At 49.5% G+C, this 14938-nt stretch carries 11 protein-coding genes; 6 read left to right on the top strand and 5 right to left on the bottom strand.

Annotated features, from left to right (window positions below; genetic code table 11):
* Positions 1 to 6: 6 nt before the first annotated feature.
* The 5 genes from QNJ26_16700 (at position 7) to QNJ26_16680 (ending at position 8028) form a co-directional block, all read left to right on the top strand.
* Entirely contained in the window at positions 7 to 816 is an 810-nt protein-coding gene (locus QNJ26_16700; GenBank protein ID MDJ0987183.1) for a 4Fe-4S dicluster domain-containing protein, read from the top strand.
* A gap of 60 nt (positions 817 to 876) precedes the next feature.
* On the top strand, positions 877 to 2208 hold the full coding sequence (gene nrfD / locus QNJ26_16695; protein ID MDJ0987182.1) for a polysulfide reductase NrfD: 1332 nt from the start codon (positions 877 to 879) through the stop codon (positions 2206 to 2208).
* 485 nt (positions 2209 to 2693) lie between these two features.
* Positions 2694 to 3944 carry a UDP-N-acetylglucosamine 1-carboxyvinyltransferase gene (gene murA / locus QNJ26_16690; protein MDJ0987181.1) on the top strand — a complete coding sequence of 417 codons (1251 nt, stop codon included), beginning with the start codon at positions 2694 to 2696 and terminating at the stop codon, positions 3942 to 3944.
* Between the two features lie 393 nt (positions 3945 to 4337).
* On the top strand, positions 4338 to 6953 hold the full coding sequence (locus QNJ26_16685) for a ComEC/Rec2 family competence protein (protein MDJ0987180.1): 2616 nt from the start codon (positions 4338 to 4340) through the stop codon (positions 6951 to 6953).
* A gap of 328 nt (positions 6954 to 7281) precedes the next feature.
* On the top strand, positions 7282 to 8028 hold the full coding sequence (locus tag QNJ26_16680; protein ID MDJ0987179.1) for a hypothetical protein: 747 nt from the start codon (positions 7282 to 7284) through the stop codon (positions 8026 to 8028).
* A gap of 76 nt (positions 8029 to 8104) precedes the next feature.
* Here the strand turns inward: QNJ26_16680 and QNJ26_16675 are convergent, their stop codons facing one another.
* The 5 genes from QNJ26_16675 to QNJ26_16655 form a co-directional block, all read right to left on the bottom strand.
* Positions 8105 to 8710: a CBS and ACT domain-containing protein gene (locus tag QNJ26_16675; protein MDJ0987178.1), complete on the bottom strand. Its 606-nt coding sequence runs from the start codon at positions 8708 to 8710 to the stop codon at positions 8105 to 8107.
* A 215-nt stretch (positions 8711 to 8925) separates the two neighbouring features.
* On the bottom strand, positions 8926 to 10017 hold the full coding sequence (ahbD, locus tag QNJ26_16670; GenBank protein MDJ0987177.1) for a heme b synthase: 1092 nt from the start codon (positions 10015 to 10017) through the stop codon (positions 8926 to 8928).
* 10 nt (positions 10018 to 10027) lie between these two features.
* A complete protein-coding gene (gene hemB / locus QNJ26_16665; GenBank protein ID MDJ0987176.1) occupies positions 10028 to 11002 on the bottom strand; it encodes a porphobilinogen synthase in 975 nt (324 codons plus the stop codon).
* A 166-nt stretch (positions 11003 to 11168) separates the two neighbouring features.
* A complete protein-coding gene (ahbC, locus tag QNJ26_16660; GenBank protein MDJ0987175.1) occupies positions 11169 to 12359 on the bottom strand; it encodes a 12,18-didecarboxysiroheme deacetylase in 1191 nt (396 codons plus the stop codon).
* Positions 12360 to 12444: 85 nt separating this feature from the next.
* A complete protein-coding gene (locus QNJ26_16655; GenBank protein ID MDJ0987174.1) occupies positions 12445 to 14196 on the bottom strand; it encodes an AAA family ATPase in 1752 nt (583 codons plus the stop codon).
* Positions 14197 to 14570: 374 nt separating this feature from the next.
* Here QNJ26_16655 and QNJ26_16650 point away from each other — a divergent pair.
* Positions 14571 to 14938 (top strand): acetyl-coenzyme A synthetase N-terminal domain-containing protein (locus tag QNJ26_16650; GenBank protein MDJ0987173.1); only part of this gene is annotated, 368 nt, incomplete at its 3' end.

Here is a 14938-nt window from a genome sequence, read left to right as displayed (position 1 = left end):
GGGGTGCTGATGAAAAACGTAGAAGGCAAAAAGTTTGGAATGGTGATCGACCTGGACAAGTGCACCGGCTGCGGTGCCTGCATGGTTGCCTGTTATGCGGAAAACAACATTCCATTTCGCGAAGATGAAACTGACAAGATGCTCAGTGTTTCCTGGATGCACGTATACAAACTAAACAACGGCAAATCCTTCCCGGATTACGAAGAATGTTTTCTACCGCGTCCCTGCCAGCACTGTGAAGGCCATGAAGGGCATTCACCGTGTGTGTCGGTTTGTCCGGCGACCGCCACCGACTATGATATGGCCACCGGCATCGTCAGCCAGATTTATCCGCGTTGCTTTGGTTGCCGCTATTGCATGGGGGCCTGCCCCTATCATGTACGCCAGTTTAACTGGTGGGATCCGATCTGGCCAGACGGTATGGAGAAACTGCTCAACCCGAACGTATCGGTGCGCATGCGAGGCGTGGTTGAAAAATGCAGTTTCTGTATACATCGTTACCAGCTGGCCATGGACCAGGCCTATGTGGAGGGACGCCGCGAGATCGAAGAGGATGAATACCAGACAGCTTGCACCCAGGCCTGCCCGTCAGGGGCTATCACCTTTGGTGATTTGAATAACCCTGACCACAAAGTTCATCAGTTGGCAAAGCCCGATCCGGCGCACCACGGCCATTCCAAGAACCCCAAAGCCTTTCGCCTGTTGGAACGTCTGGGCACCAATACCAAAATTTATTATCTGACCAGCCGTGAATGGGTTCGCAAATCCGGTGACAATTACCTGGAGGGTGAATTTAAAAGTAAAGCACACAGCTAAATCTTTTATAAACGCAGATGTTAATCTTAGCTATCATTTTCATTTAGGAGCACGGAACTTATGGATGCTGCATTAATTCCCAAAGGGCTTAAACGATGCCCGATCTGGCAATTTGCTTTGTGGATTTGCGCCAATGGCCTGATTCTGGCCTGGGGTGTTTTTGCCATGCTGCTGGTTTTTATAAAAGGACTCAACCAGACCAACATGAATAACGCTTACGGGTTTGCGTTGTGGATCTGGGCCGACCTGGCGGTCATCGCTCTGGGCGGCGGTGCCTTTTTCACCGGCTTTCTGCGATATCTGGTCGGTAAAGATGAACTCAAAAACATTATCAACTATGCCGTTCTCATCGGCGTCATCTGTTACACTTCGGCCTTGCTGATTCTGAGCTTCGATGTCGGCCAACCCCTGCGGAACTGGTTTATTTTCTGGCATGCCAATGTGCATTCGATGTTGACTGAAGTGGCATTCTGTCTCTCTGCTTACTTGGGTGTGCTGATCATCGAGTATATTCCCATGGTGCTGGAAAACCGCAAGCTCGATAAAATACCGTTTTTTCATCACCTGGGTCACAACATGCATGAAATCATGGCTGTGTTTGCCGCCACCGGCGCCTTTTTGTCCTTTTTTCACCAGGGCTCGCTGGGCGGTGTGCCCGGTGTCATGTTCGGGCGTCCGTTCGGTTTTCGCGAACACATCTTAGTCTGGCCCTGGACCTTTTTTCTGTTCACCTGGTCGGCTGCGGCTTTTGGCCCCTGTTTTACCATTTTTATTACCAAAATCACCGAAGCTTTAACCCGCAAAAAGCTGGTTAAAGACAACGTCATCGACCTGCTGGCTAAAATATCCGGCTGGATGATATTTACTTATCTGATTGCCAAAACCATCGACACCATCTGGTGGGCCACGCAAACCGCCCCCGCCAGAGGCTTCACCTTTATGGAATTTTATACCTCCAGCCCAGGTTCGTGGTACGGTCTCTGGATTCTCTTTGCCGAGCTGGTCATCGGCGGTTTGGTGCCGGCGATCATTTTAATTATCCCCAGGCTCCGCAGGATAAATGCGTTGCTATGGATTGCCGTATTTTGCGGTGTTGTGGGTGTCAGCTTAAACCGCTGGGTAATGGTGCTGCAGACCTTGGCTGTTCCAGTGCTGCCGTTTGAAGACTGGTTTGCCTATCTGCCCAGCTGGCAGGAAGTGGCCACCACTATTTTACCGGTGGCATACGGTGTGATCATGATTTCAATATCGTACCGCTATTTGCCGATTTTTCCCCAGGAAAGGGAATTGAACCCGATTGACGAGCCTGCAGCACCAACTGCTGAAACCAGCTCGGAGCCGGAGCCCGATGCTGCAGGACCGGAACCGGAATTGAGCCCGGCGGAGTCATAGTGCTGTTAGGTGCTTAACTGACAGACTTTACAATCCGTGGTTTGTGTTGCACAAATATCACCACGAAGGACACAAAGGTTTAGTAAAAATGGAGGAAATGTATGTTTCCGTTTAGTTTTGAATGGATTTGGGATGCGAGTCATATGGTTTTTCATGGGGGGCTGTGGTATGCCCTGACAATAATCGGTCTGGGTATGACATATTGTATTATCAAAGCAGTCCTGAAAGCCGCAAAAGGCAACGGTGATAGTCACCACTGATATTAAATACCGATAAATCTCCAAAAGCGCTGCCCCCAAACCAATAGGGGAGCGCTTTTTTTATGTTCTATCGAATTGCAAAAACTTCACCACAAAGACTCAAAGATACAAGGATACAAAGTTCACAAAGATTTTTAAAATAGAATTTTAATTGTTTTTTTGTGCTCTTTGTGCCTTTGTGGTTAACAAATGCCATCCTTGTAATCGCCAAGATGAGGAGATTTGATGGATAAGATTATTGTTGAAGGCGGCCGTTCGCTGAAAGGGCAGGTGCGGATCAGTGGGGCTAAAAATGCAGCCCTGCCGATTCTGGTCTCATCATTGCTGGCCGAAGGGTCCAATACCTATTCCAATGTGCCTCAATTGCAGGACATCGAAAGTATTAAAGCGCTGCTATGCAATTTGGGAGCACGCGCGGAGGGGCACGGTGATACGGTCCATGTAGATACCGGTCGAATTCTCAGCTACGAAGCGCCTTATGACCTGGTTCGAAAAATGCGGGCGTCCATTCTGGTTTTAGGCCCCATGCTGGCGCGCCTGCAAAAGGCCACTGTTTCTTTGCCGGGCGGATGTGCCATCGGAGCCCGTCCGATCAATCTGCATTTAAAAGGACTGGCTCAGCTGGGCGCTGACATTCATCTGGAGCATGGTTATGTCCGCGCGGAAGCCAAAAAGTTAAAAGGGGCAGACATCTATTTTGATACCGTCACGGTCACCGGTACCGAAAACCTGATGATGGCGGCTGTTTTAGCTGAGGGCACCACTGTTTTACGCAATGCCGCTCGTGAGCCTGAGGTTGTGGCGCTGGCCGAAGTGCTCACTAAAATGGGTGCTGATGTCCAGGGCGCTGGCACCGCCGTGATGACCATAAATGGGGTAACCTCTCTAAAGCCGGTATCGGTGAAGATCATCCCGGATCGCATTGAAACGGGCACCTTTATGATCGCCGCGGCGTTGACCCACGGTGACGTGACACTGGTCGATTGTAACCCGGAGCATGTACGCGCCAGTATTCATAAACTGCGACGTGCCGGTGTCAAGATTAGCACTGAGGAAAACACCATTCATGTTCACGGCAATGATGAAATTACCAGTGTCGATGTCGAAACCCAGCCTTACCCGGGCTTTCCAACGGATATGCAGGCGCAGTTCATGGTGCTGATGTGTGTTGCCAATGGGACCAGCATGATTACGGAAACCATCTTTGAAAACCGATTCATCCATGTCAGCGAGCTAGAGCGCATGGGGGCGGATATAAAAATATCAGGCCATACGGCTATGGTAAAAGGTGTGTCCGGGTTATCGGCAGCCCCGGTCATGGCCACCGATTTAAGGGCCAGCGCCTCTCTGATTCTGGCCGGTCTGGTAGCCGAAGGCCAGACCGAAGTCAACCGCGTTTACCATCTGGACCGCGGGTATGAAACCATTGAAAAAAAGTTCAGCCAGTTGGGCGCTGCCATTAAGCGCATTAAATAACTGTTGGGTCTGGTTGGATCGCTGGGACCAAAGGGTATTATTTTGCGGACAAGATACCAGATAATTATTGATTGGGCTTCTATTCGGCACCCAAAATTTCAATAAGGACTCTGTACCCGCCCACAACCGGCTAAACAGCTTCCTACAGGCACCGCCGTGTGCGCGCGCCATAAATGTTGGGAAATGGTGCCGTTAAGCAGCACGGTGCAGATTATCTTGTCTGGCAAAAAAACACCCTTTGGCCCCAGCTAATACCGATATTCAGTTTTACGAAAAACCATTTTGCACATATACCAAACAGCGTATCAGCAACCCAAACGCCCGATTCCTCATATATAGGGATTGACTTAAACAAGCACAACAAACCAACGACAACTGACAACGGACAGAACCATGCCGGGGCAGGTTTATTCACGACCCATCGCAGCCCTTGTGTTTGCGTTGATGGGCGGCATTACGCTGGGGCCTCAATTTGCAGGCTATAGCGTTGGCGCTGTCATCATCATTATTTTGAGCGCCGCGTTAACGGGGTTCAATATCTGGCGCCGCAAAGCAACCCGCTGGTTACCGCTTATTCTTTTTGTCGCTCTGGGGTATGCCTCCATCCAACCCTGGGTTTCACCCAGCTTGCCCAACCATCACATCGATTCTTATTCCGATGAAACCCGCTGGCAGATCAGCGGTGAGGTGTTGAGCCATCCACGCGAATTCAAATATCTTCAAAGATTTGTTTTGCGGGCCGACAGCTTGGCATACAAGAAAACCACCTATCCAGTGCACGGTCGAGTCCGGGTTACGGTGCGCGGTCGGGGACCTGCGATTGCCAAAGGGGATCGGGTGGTATTTCATAGCCGCCTGCGGCGGCCACGAAACTTCAACAATCCGGGTGGTTTTAATTTCCAACGCTACATGGCCTTTAAGGGTATCTGTCGCACGGCATATACCCGGGGCGATCGGCTGCTGGTGGTACAAAAAGCTGTCGCCGTGGATCTATCCCATCAACTCACCACAGCTCGCCGGTCGATGGCGACCCTTATCGACTCTGCCGGTCGGGAACCATCGACTGCTGTCTTAAAAGCCCTGATCATAGGTGATCGCGCTGCCATATCGACCCAGCTGCGCAACCAATTTAACCGTGCCGGGGTCGGGCATCTATTGGCCATATCGGGTCTCCATATTGGCATCGTGGCAACCGTCGCTTTTTTCCTTTTTCAGCGGCTTTTGCGCTTCATGCCGCCATTGCTCTGGCGGGCCTGGACCCGTAAAGGCGCCGCTATCTTTTCCTTGTTGCCGGTTTTCAGCTATGGACTGATATCAGGGATGTCGCCCTCAACCCAGCGAGCGGTCATCATGGTGAGCGCGTTTTTGCTCACTTTCGTAGTCGAGCGCGAGCGCGATGCGCTCAATATCCTGGCGCTGGCGGCATTTATCATTCTGATCATTTACCCACCCTCTCTCTTTTCGATCTCGTTTCAGTTGTCTTTTATGGCGGTGCTGTCGATTCTTTTCGGCGTATCACTCATCAAACAGGCTAAAGCTGATGCCCAAAGCCGTCCTGCAAACGGGTTGGTCCATCAAATGGGCCGTAAAGCGCTGGATTTCTTTCTGGTATCTGTATTTGCCATCTGTGGCACATTGCCGCTGGTGATGTTTTATTTCAATCAGATCTCGCTGATCGGATTGCTGGCCAATTTTATGTTTGTGCCGCTGGTGGGCTTTGGGGTGATCCCCTGCGGCTTGCTAGCCCTTTTTGTATATCCGTTTAGCAGCCAGCTGGCTTTGATCGGCGTGAAAATCTGCGTACTTGTGCTGGACATCGTTTTGCCCCTGATTGGGTTTGTGGCTGATTTGCCGTTTGCCGCCATTAAAACCATCACACCCAGCCTGCTGGAGATCATTTGCTATTATCTGTTGGGCTGGGCCTTGTTGCGTCATTTATATCCCCAGCCCGCATCGCCCGAGCCCCATTTGCAGTCGGGCGCATTTACAGAGACTGACCCATCGGCTGATGACCACCGGTTAGATCGGTTCAAAAGAAATCTTTTTTTTACAAGGCTGAAAGCGATTTTTAGCTGGTTATCTGCCCGCTTTGCATCGAAAAAATACATCATTGTCGGCTTGGGGGTGGTCCTGGTGCTGCTTGTCGATGCAGGTTACTGGATCGGCCAACGCTATTGGGATGATGATCTGCGGATCACCTATTTAGACGTCGGGCAGGGTAACGCAGCCCTTTTGGAACTGCCGGGCGGTCATACGGCCTTAATTGATGGCGGCGGTTTTTCAGACAACACGGCCTTTGACATGGGTGCGCGGGTAATTGCACCGTTTTTATTGCGCAAGAAAATCCGCACGATCGATACGCTGGTTCTCTCGCACCCCAACAGCGATCACCTCAATGGTTTAATTTACATCGCCGAGCATTTTAACGTGAAAAACATCTGGACCAACGGTGAAACCCGCAACACAGCGGGTTATCGGCACTTTCGCAACGTAATTGAGCGCCAACAGCTGTCCGTGCCGGATTTTAAGCAGCTGGACCGCCGGCATAAGGTCAACGGGGTGGAATTTTGCTTTTTGTATCCGCCGACCAATTTTTTGGCGCGCAAAGTCTCAGACAAATGGCGCAACACCAATAACAATTCCCTGGTTTTGAAAATATCATTTGGCAACATCTCGTTTCTTTTTCCGGGAGATATTATGCTTGAAGCCGAGAAAGAGCTGGTCGAATTGGCAGCTTCTGAATTGGCCTGCGATGTGCTGCTGGTTCCCCATCACGGGAGCCGTTCGTCGAGCTCGCCACCTTTTTTAGCCGCTGTCCAACCCAAAATCGCCGTCATCTCGGCGGGCTGGCAGAACCGGTTTCGCTTTCCGCATCCCACTGTAACGGATGCCTATCGAGAAATGGGCTGCCGCATTTTACGCACCGATCGCAATGGTGCCATCCAAATCAGGACCGACGGACACGGTTTGACAGTCAAACCCTTCATATCATTGGATGTCCCGCCTTGAGGCGCCTCCTCCAATGACAGTTACTTGTTATCCGTTATTGGTTACTCGCAAAAAAAATGAAATAGTGATTTCTTATAGATTTCTGTTCATTGTAACCTCAAATACCCAATCGCCAATCTCAAATACCGGGTCCCCAAACCCATCATTGAAAACAATACACCCATGACGACAGGCCAATGGATGAAGGTTAAGCGCTCAATTCGTTGTCACAGCTTTGGGACTGAATATTGTTAAAAATATAAAGCTTTTGCTTTATATGCCGATATAGAATTCAGACCGTCTGCAATGTCGGTCTGATCGTAGGTAAAATTTAGAAAGGATCGGTGTTATGGGTACAAAAGCTATTGAAATTCTTACAGATGCCATAAAAGAATATTACGGCAATTATGAACTGGAAGATCTCTGCAACCAGTACAATGTCGATGTTGACTATCTGGGTGTCAATCTCAATCATGTCAAACTGGCCAATGATCTGGTTCGCCATGACCGACATACGCATCGACAGTTGCTGTCAAAATTATTGCAAGATCTGGTGCAGCGTTGCGACCAACGGATTTTAAATTCTACCTGGGAAAGCAACGTTTTTGACGAGCAAATGAAACCGCAGCTAAAAAAGCTGCAGCTTTTGTTATCAAAAGATGAAAAACCAGTCCAAATGGCCGAGGCTAAAAATTATCATCTTAAAAACGTTTCCGAAGCCAAAAAATTTTTTAGTGTCGCCAAAACAGCGGTGACTCTGGTAGACACGCAGTTTGGCAATACCACTTTTGAATGCCTCGAAAATGTTAAACATCCTCTGCGATTACTCACCAGCCGAGAGCCTACATCGATAGCCGATGGATTTGATGGTTTCTTACGAAGCTTTTGTTCCAATTGCCCGGACGTTGAAATTCGGCGCCATGTCATGCTGCACGACCGATACGTATTTTTTAACGGGCGCTGCTGGATGGTTAGCGCCTCGTTGGATACCATGGATCGCAAGCCGGTGACCGTGATCGAATGTGTCGATCTAAAAGCGGCAGTCGCCAGAGAAATCGAGCGCAAATGGCGTGAGGCTGAAAAATACCATATTTGAGAATCAAACCGGTGAGTGTCTAAACGCGCGGATTCAATTTTCTGCAGAAAACGCAAACCGAATTCTAAACTGACGGTTAATCCATTGCCGCCAGGACTTCAAACCCTTCCTTGGACAATGCCTTTTCGATTACATCCGTTTTGCAGGCGGACAAACGAAAATAATAAACCCGTTTGCTTTTCTGCTGGGGTGTCATACTAACGCTGATAATATCACCGCCCTGGTCGTTGATGATCTGCATGGCCCTTTTAAAGGTGGCGGGCTGATCGCCTAAAATCACATCGATGCGCGAAGTGGTCGATAAAATGCCCATCATGTCGATAAAGGCGCGCAGCATGTCTGTGGCGGTTACGATTCCCACCAACTGCCCTTCATTGACAACCGGCATCCCGCCGATTTTGTGATTGTATATCAACATGGCTGCCAATTCGATATCATCATCGGGGCTGACGGTAATCGGATTTTTAATCATCAAATCATCCAAAGAGACATCACCCAGCATCGATGGGATCAGGCCCTGCTTTAAATCGGCCAGTGTCAGGAAACCTTCGAGCCGATTGCCGCTGGTCACCACCGGCAGATGCCGAATAGAGTTGGCTTTCATCAGCTCAATGGCCTCACTGACCGATGCGTGGGGACCAATGGTGATGGGATCCGCAATCATTAACGATTGAATTTTCATATGGCCTCTGCAATGGGGTTTATCGTGGTGGTCTAAACCGTTGAAGATTTCATCCGTTTATTACAACCGCATATTGCCGGCGGTGTCTTTAAAAATGATACCAAACTGTCAGACAGGGTCAACAGTTTTCAGGCGCCAGCTAAAATTTGGAGAGGTGTCTGCCAGTGAAAAGGAGAAGCCTAACGCCAAAGGGGTAATTGGGAGGTGTTTTGGGTTTAACCCTTTTTCGAACGGGGCTCGTAACTGCAAAGCGGCTCTTCGCGCATGAAATCGCCGGTCGCCTCGTAGGCCCGCGCACGGCAGCCACCGCAGACACGTTTATATTCACAGGGCCCGCATTTTCCTTTCAACTTATCGTAATCGCGCAACTCCAAAAAGATATCCGATTGATTCCATATGTCAGCAAAGGATATCTGTCGCACATCACCGCAATTTAAATCCAGATAGCCGCAGGGTTGAACGATTCCCTGATGGGAGATAAAGCAAAAACCAATGCCGCCCAAACATCCGCGGGTAACCGCATCGAGTCCATGGGTTTCAAAGTTAACGGAGATGCCTTCTTCTTTGGCACGCTGTCTGAGAATACGATAATAATGGGGCGCACAAGTGGCTTTTAGCTGCAGCGGTGTCGTGGCTCTCTGATCATAGAACCAGTTCAGGGTGCGCTCATATTCGGCGGCATCGATCGCCTGATCAACAATATATTTGCCGCGACCGGTGGGAACCAGTAAAAAAATATGATGCGCCACGGCACCCACTTCAACAGCCAGATCCTGGATGGCCGGGATCTGATCAAGGTTGGTCTTGGTGATGGTGGTGTTGATTTGAAATTCCAGGCCGGCGTTTTTAATGAGCTCGATGCCTCGCAGGGTGCCTTCGAAAGCGCCTTTAACCTGCCGAAAACGATCATGGGTTTCAGCGTTCGAACCGTCTAAACTGACACTGATGCGTTGAATACCCGAGTCGACCAATTGGCGGGCTATTTTTTCAGTAACCAGGGTGCCGTTTAGCGCCATCACCATGCGCAAACCCAGCTCGGTGCCATGGCGGGCCAAATCAAAAATGTCGGAGCGCAGCAAAGGCTCGCCGCCGGTTAGAATGATGATCGGTTTGGCGACTTCAGCAATCTGATCCAACAGACGCAGGGCCTCTTCAGTGCCCAATTCGCCCTCGTGAGGTCCCATGTCAGCCGACGCCCGGCAGTGGACACAAGCCAAATTACAATTGCGGGTTGTTTCCCAGGCAACCAGGCGCAACTCGTTCTTTTTTTTTCCGGTATGCGGGTGGGGGGGCTTTGCGTTCATCATCAGTCCATTGTTAAGGGTTAAGCACTTTGGCAGCATCCATCGCAAAATAAGTCAAAATCATATCAGCGCCGGCGCGTTTCATGGCGGTCAATGTTTCCAACATCACTTTGGGGCCGTCGATCCAGCCCATTTTTTCAGCTGCTTTTATCATCGCAAACTCGCCGCTGACATTGTAGGCCGCCACCGGCAAATCAAATTCTTCTCTAACCCGGCAAATAATATCCAAATACGCCAGTGCCGGTTTTACCATGACGATATCCGCACCTTCTTCCACGTCCATCGAAACCTCGCGGATGGCTTCAACCGCATTGGCCGGGTCCAACTGATAGGTGCGCCGATCGCCAAATTGCGGGGCTGAATCCGCGGCGCTTCGGAAGGGACCGTAATACGCCGAGCAGTACTTGGCGGCATATGACATAATTGGTATTTGGCTAAAATCATTTTCATCAAGTATATTGCGAATTTCGGCCACACGGCCATCCATCATATCCGAAGGGGCCACCATATCGGCACCGGCTTTGGCATGCGACAATGCCGTTTGGGCCAGAAGATCCAGACTGGCATCATTGTCAACAGTGTGCCCTTCCACGACACCGCAATGGCCGTGGTCGGTATACTGGCACAGGCACACATCGGTGATGACCACCAGCTCCGGCAGCTTGTCCTTGAGAGCCCGCGTGGCTTTCTGAACGATGCCGTCAGCAGCATACGCACGGGTTGCGAGTGGATCCTTGGCATCCGGTATGCCAAAAAGCATGATCGCGGGTATCCCCAGTTTGTGAGCTGAAGTCGCGGTCTTAATCAACTGATCAATAGACAGCTGAAAATGTCCGGGCATGGATTCAATGGGGTTGCGAACATTGCGGCCGTTAATCGCAAACAGAGGTAGGATAAGATCGTCGACCATCAGGTGGGTTTCACGAATCATGCGGCGAAAAGCTTCGTTTCGCCGCAGGCGCCTGGGCCTATAGTCTGGAAACAGCATCTATTCTCCTCGTTTTGGATTGCAGTTACGGGTATATTAGGCTGGTCCCCGGTCTTGTATCAGGTTTCGGGTGTCAGGTGTCAGGTTTCAGGGTTGGCTAGACGGGCTGACACCTGAACACTGCCACCAATTTTTAATCGGCGGCCAGAAGCCAGAATTTTTCAGACTACTTGTCTGTCAAGCCGATTTCCTCGTCGGTCAAATAGCACGCCGGGTCCGGGGACCACAAATCCCCGGTAGTGGCTTCCGCGCGCACTCTAAAATTGCCGCCGCAGATATCCAGCCAGCGGCAATCCGCGCAGCGGCCTTTGACATGCTTTTTCTTTTCCTTGAGTTTTTCCAGCAGCGGGTTTGACAGATCGGCCCAGATTTCAGAAAATGCTTTTTGGCGCACGTTGCCCAGACTGCAATGGCGCCAGAATTGATCCGGATGGACCTCGCCGTCCCAGCTGACACAGCCGATACCGCGACCGGAGTTATTGCCTTCATTCCACTGCAGCAGTTCCAAAACATCCTTGGCCCGTTGCGGATCTTCTTTGCGAAGCCTTAAATAAATGTAAGGCCCGTCGGCATGGTTATCGACGGTCAACACCTCTTTGGGTTTTCCGATGTCATGCAGGCGCTTGGTTTCGTCGATAATCAGATCCACCGCAGAACGGGTTGCCTCATGAGTCAGGTCTTCTTTGACCAATTCGCTGCCGCGGCCGGCATAAACCAGGTGGTAGAAACACACCCGGGGGATGTCCATTTCTTCGATCAGATGAAATATATGGGGAATTTCATCAACATTAAACTTGTTGATCGTAAAGCGCAGCCCTACTTTGATGCCGGCATCCTGGCAGTTTTTAATACCGCCCATAGCAGATTCAAAAGCGCCGCTGACACCTCGAAAGCGGTCGTTGATCTCCTGCATACCGTCCAGACTGATGCCGACATAGGACAAGCCAATCCGTTTTAGGGTGCGCGCCATCTTGGCGCTGATCAGGGTGCCATTGGTCGAAATCACCGCCCGCATGCCTTTGTCGACCGCATAACCGGCCAACTCGGGCAGGTCTTTGCGCACCAGCGGCTCACCGCCGGAAAAAAGTATAACCGGTGCGCCATATTGCGCCAGATCATCAATGAGCTCCTTGCCTTCGCTTGTGCTCAGTTCATTATCATTTGCCAATGCTTTGGCATGGGCGTAACAGTGCACGCATTTGAGATTGCAGCGCTGGGTTGCGTTCCAGACGACCACCGGTCGCTTGTCTTTAGAAAATTGCAGCAGATGGGACGGTAGTTTGCCCGAATGGCGTCCGTAACGCAGCGCATCAGAGGGTTCCACCGTGCCACAGTAAAGTTTGGATATTCCAATCATCGGTATTCGCTTTCAAACGATAGGGGTTTGGGTCAGTTGGGCATGGCCGTTTTTGCCCGAAGCGTTCCTCGGTTTTTCGATTTGTTCAGTGATCTTCGAATTCACTCTGGATCATTTGGCTGATATAGGCTTCGGGGTCCAGCAGGGCTTGACGGGTGATAAAAAAGCGGCTGCGACCGGTTTTCTCACGGGCCAGTTTGAGCCCGTGTTTAAAGTCCATGTCAACCTTTTTATACACTTCTTGCAGATCGATCGGTGCTTGAACGACTTGTTCCATAATAAAATCGATCGCATCTTCTTCAAGGACAATGTTCATATCATGATTTTTAAAAAAATACAGTTCCATTTTTTTGATGTCATCATAGTGGGTCTTAATGCGTTTGACGACATTTTCAATGTCCATAATATTTTTGGCGTAAGCGCGGGCGATGATGTCGACCCGTGAAGGTGTCATGGTCAGATTGTGTTTTTTTTCAAGGTGCGCCCTATTTACATCCAGGTATTGTTTGATGCGCTGCTGTTCCTCCCGTACCAGGCGCTTAAAAATATCATCAAAACGGGCATCATCGGTCTGGGAGAGTTTTTCAATCGATGATTCCGGATCGTTAACCAAATCCAACGTGGCTGGAAATTTTTTGATCTGTGTCGACGGTAACTTTTTTTCAAATTTGAGCAGCGCTTTTTCAACGGCGCTCACCAGGCCTCTGGCACCCGTATTTTCGGAATAGGCCTGTTGGGCCAGCATGTGCAACACCTGATCCTCAAATTTGATCTCGATATCATATGCCGCATAATCCAGTTTTTTGCCTAGAATAATCGGATTGTTGGGATTCTTTAGGATATCGTATAGATCTTTTTCGGTTAAATGCTCAAACACCGCCCGCACCGGCAAACGCCCGACAAATTCGGTTTCAAATCCAAACTGAATGAGATCCTCGGATCTTACCTGGGCGAATATGTCAAACTGTTCCCGAGGGCGTTCGATGCGCGCACCGAATCCTATTTCCTGCTGGGTGAGGCGTTTTTGAATGATCGGTGCCAGATCCGTAAAGGCGCCGCTCATAATAAACAAAATATTGGCGGTATTGACCGATTGTTTTTCGCGCTTGCCGGTTTTGCGGAACCGTTCAATCTCCTGAATCATGGAAATGGGATCATGGGGCACCTTCAGGTCCACCTCCGTTTCTTCCATGGGTTTGAGCAACGCGCGTTGCACACCGGTGCGCGAGACGTCGGCGCCGATCAGGTTGCGGCTGGAAGCAATTTTATCAATTTCATCTATATAAATGATGCCGCACTCTGCCAGTTCGATATCATCATCGGCTTCGCGCACCAGGTCGCGCACCAGGTCTTCAACATCACCGCCGACATAGCCGGTTTCGCTAAACTTGGTGGCATCACCCTTTACAAAGGGAACGCCGATTTTAGCAGCGATTAACTTGATAATATACGTCTTGCCCACGCCGGTGGGCCCGATCATCAGGACATTGTTTTTGATGTTGCCCACCTTGGATGCGTTTTCAGTGGGTTCCTGGCCTTCCCGAGAGCGCCGGATGCGATTAAAATGGGTACAGATTTTGGTAGCCAGAATCGCTTTGGCACTGTCCTGTTTGACGACAAACTGATCCAGATAGGCGATTAGCTCCTCGGGCTTCAAATCAAAATTGATTTCCTTTTTGCGTTTGGGAGTCGGTTTAACCGTATCGACAGCATTTTCCTCGGGCAAAACCACCGGTGTGACAATTTTGACGTTTTGGCCGTATTTTTTTGACAAAAACTCGCCGATTTCTTTCTCTAATTCCTTTGGGTCCGGAATTTTTTCATCATGTGATTTCATGACTTAAAGATAACCATAGCCGCTGTCAAATGCAAGACTGGAGTGGTCGCGCCTCTTCCAAATGGGTCACGGATATGACGGCTGAATAGCAGGTCTCAAGCGGTGAAACTGACCTCGTAAAAAAATATGTAAAATGAACAAAAATCATGTTGACAAGCACCTAAAAAAAGATGTAAAAACATTAAAATTTTATAATCAAGCCCAACCCATCAAATAATGAATAAAATTTATAATTTATAAATAAATTACAATTTAACATATAAAATAAATTATATTCATTTCTAAATGCTGTATAGCCGAACCCAAATTTATCATCATTATTCAAACACTTTAAGACCATTTTGATGTAAAACTGTCAAAGAAAGGGGGATATTATGGCAGAAAAAGAAGTCGTCGAAACTTCTGAAGCTGAAATTGCGGTCCACTGGGGTGAAGAAGAGCTTATCAAACCTTCTGTTAAGTTTATTGCCCAGGCCAATATGAGCGATGAAGGCGTCTATGAGCGCTTTAGCCTGGACAATTTTCCCAATTGCTTCAAAGAATATGCCGATCTTCTCGACTGGTATGAATACTGGGATGAAATCCTGGATACCAGCGATGCGCCCTGCTGGAAGTGGTTCAAGGGCGGTAAAATAAACGCCAGCTACAATTGCGTCGATCGGCATCTGGCCCAAAACAAGAATAAGACTGCGATTCATTATGTGCCGGAACCCGAGCAAGAAAAAGTCGAACACGTCACCTA

The organism is Desulfobacterales bacterium, from assembly GCA_030066985.1.
In the GTDB taxonomy this organism is placed as follows: Bacteria; Desulfobacterota; Desulfobacteria; order Desulfobacterales; family JAHEIW01; genus JAHEIW01.
Note: the sequence above shows the minus strand (reverse complement) of the source record. Positions and strands in the feature narration are given on the sequence as shown.

Excerpts from the sequence above, each read along its gene's own strand:
- nrfD (MDJ0987182.1), top strand. The coding sequence starts at position 877 with ATGGATGCTGCATTAATTCCCAAAGGGCTTAAACGATGCCCGATCTGG.
- murA (MDJ0987181.1), top strand. The coding sequence starts at position 2,694 with ATGGATAAGATTATTGTTGAAGGCGGCCGTTCGCTGAAAGGGCAGGTG.
- QNJ26_16685 (MDJ0987180.1), top strand. The coding sequence starts at position 4,338 with ATGCCGGGGCAGGTTTATTCACGACCCATCGCAGCCCTTGTGTTTGCG.
- QNJ26_16680 (MDJ0987179.1), top strand. The coding sequence starts at position 7,282 with ATGGGTACAAAAGCTATTGAAATTCTTACAGATGCCATAAAAGAATAT.
- QNJ26_16675 (MDJ0987178.1), bottom strand. The coding sequence starts at position 8,710 with ATGAAAATTCAATCGTTAATGATTGCGGATCCCATCACCATTGGTCCC.
- ahbD (MDJ0987177.1), bottom strand. The coding sequence starts at position 10,017 with ATGATGAACGCAAAGCCCCCCCACCCGCATACCGGAAAAAAAAAGAAC.
- hemB (MDJ0987176.1), bottom strand. The coding sequence starts at position 11,002 with ATGCTGTTTCCAGACTATAGGCCCAGGCGCCTGCGGCGAAACGAAGCT.
- ahbC (MDJ0987175.1), bottom strand. The coding sequence starts at position 12,359 with ATGATTGGAATATCCAAACTTTACTGTGGCACGGTGGAACCCTCTGAT.
- QNJ26_16655 (MDJ0987174.1), bottom strand. The coding sequence starts at position 14,196 with ATGAAATCACATGATGAAAAAATTCCGGACCCAAAGGAATTAGAGAAA.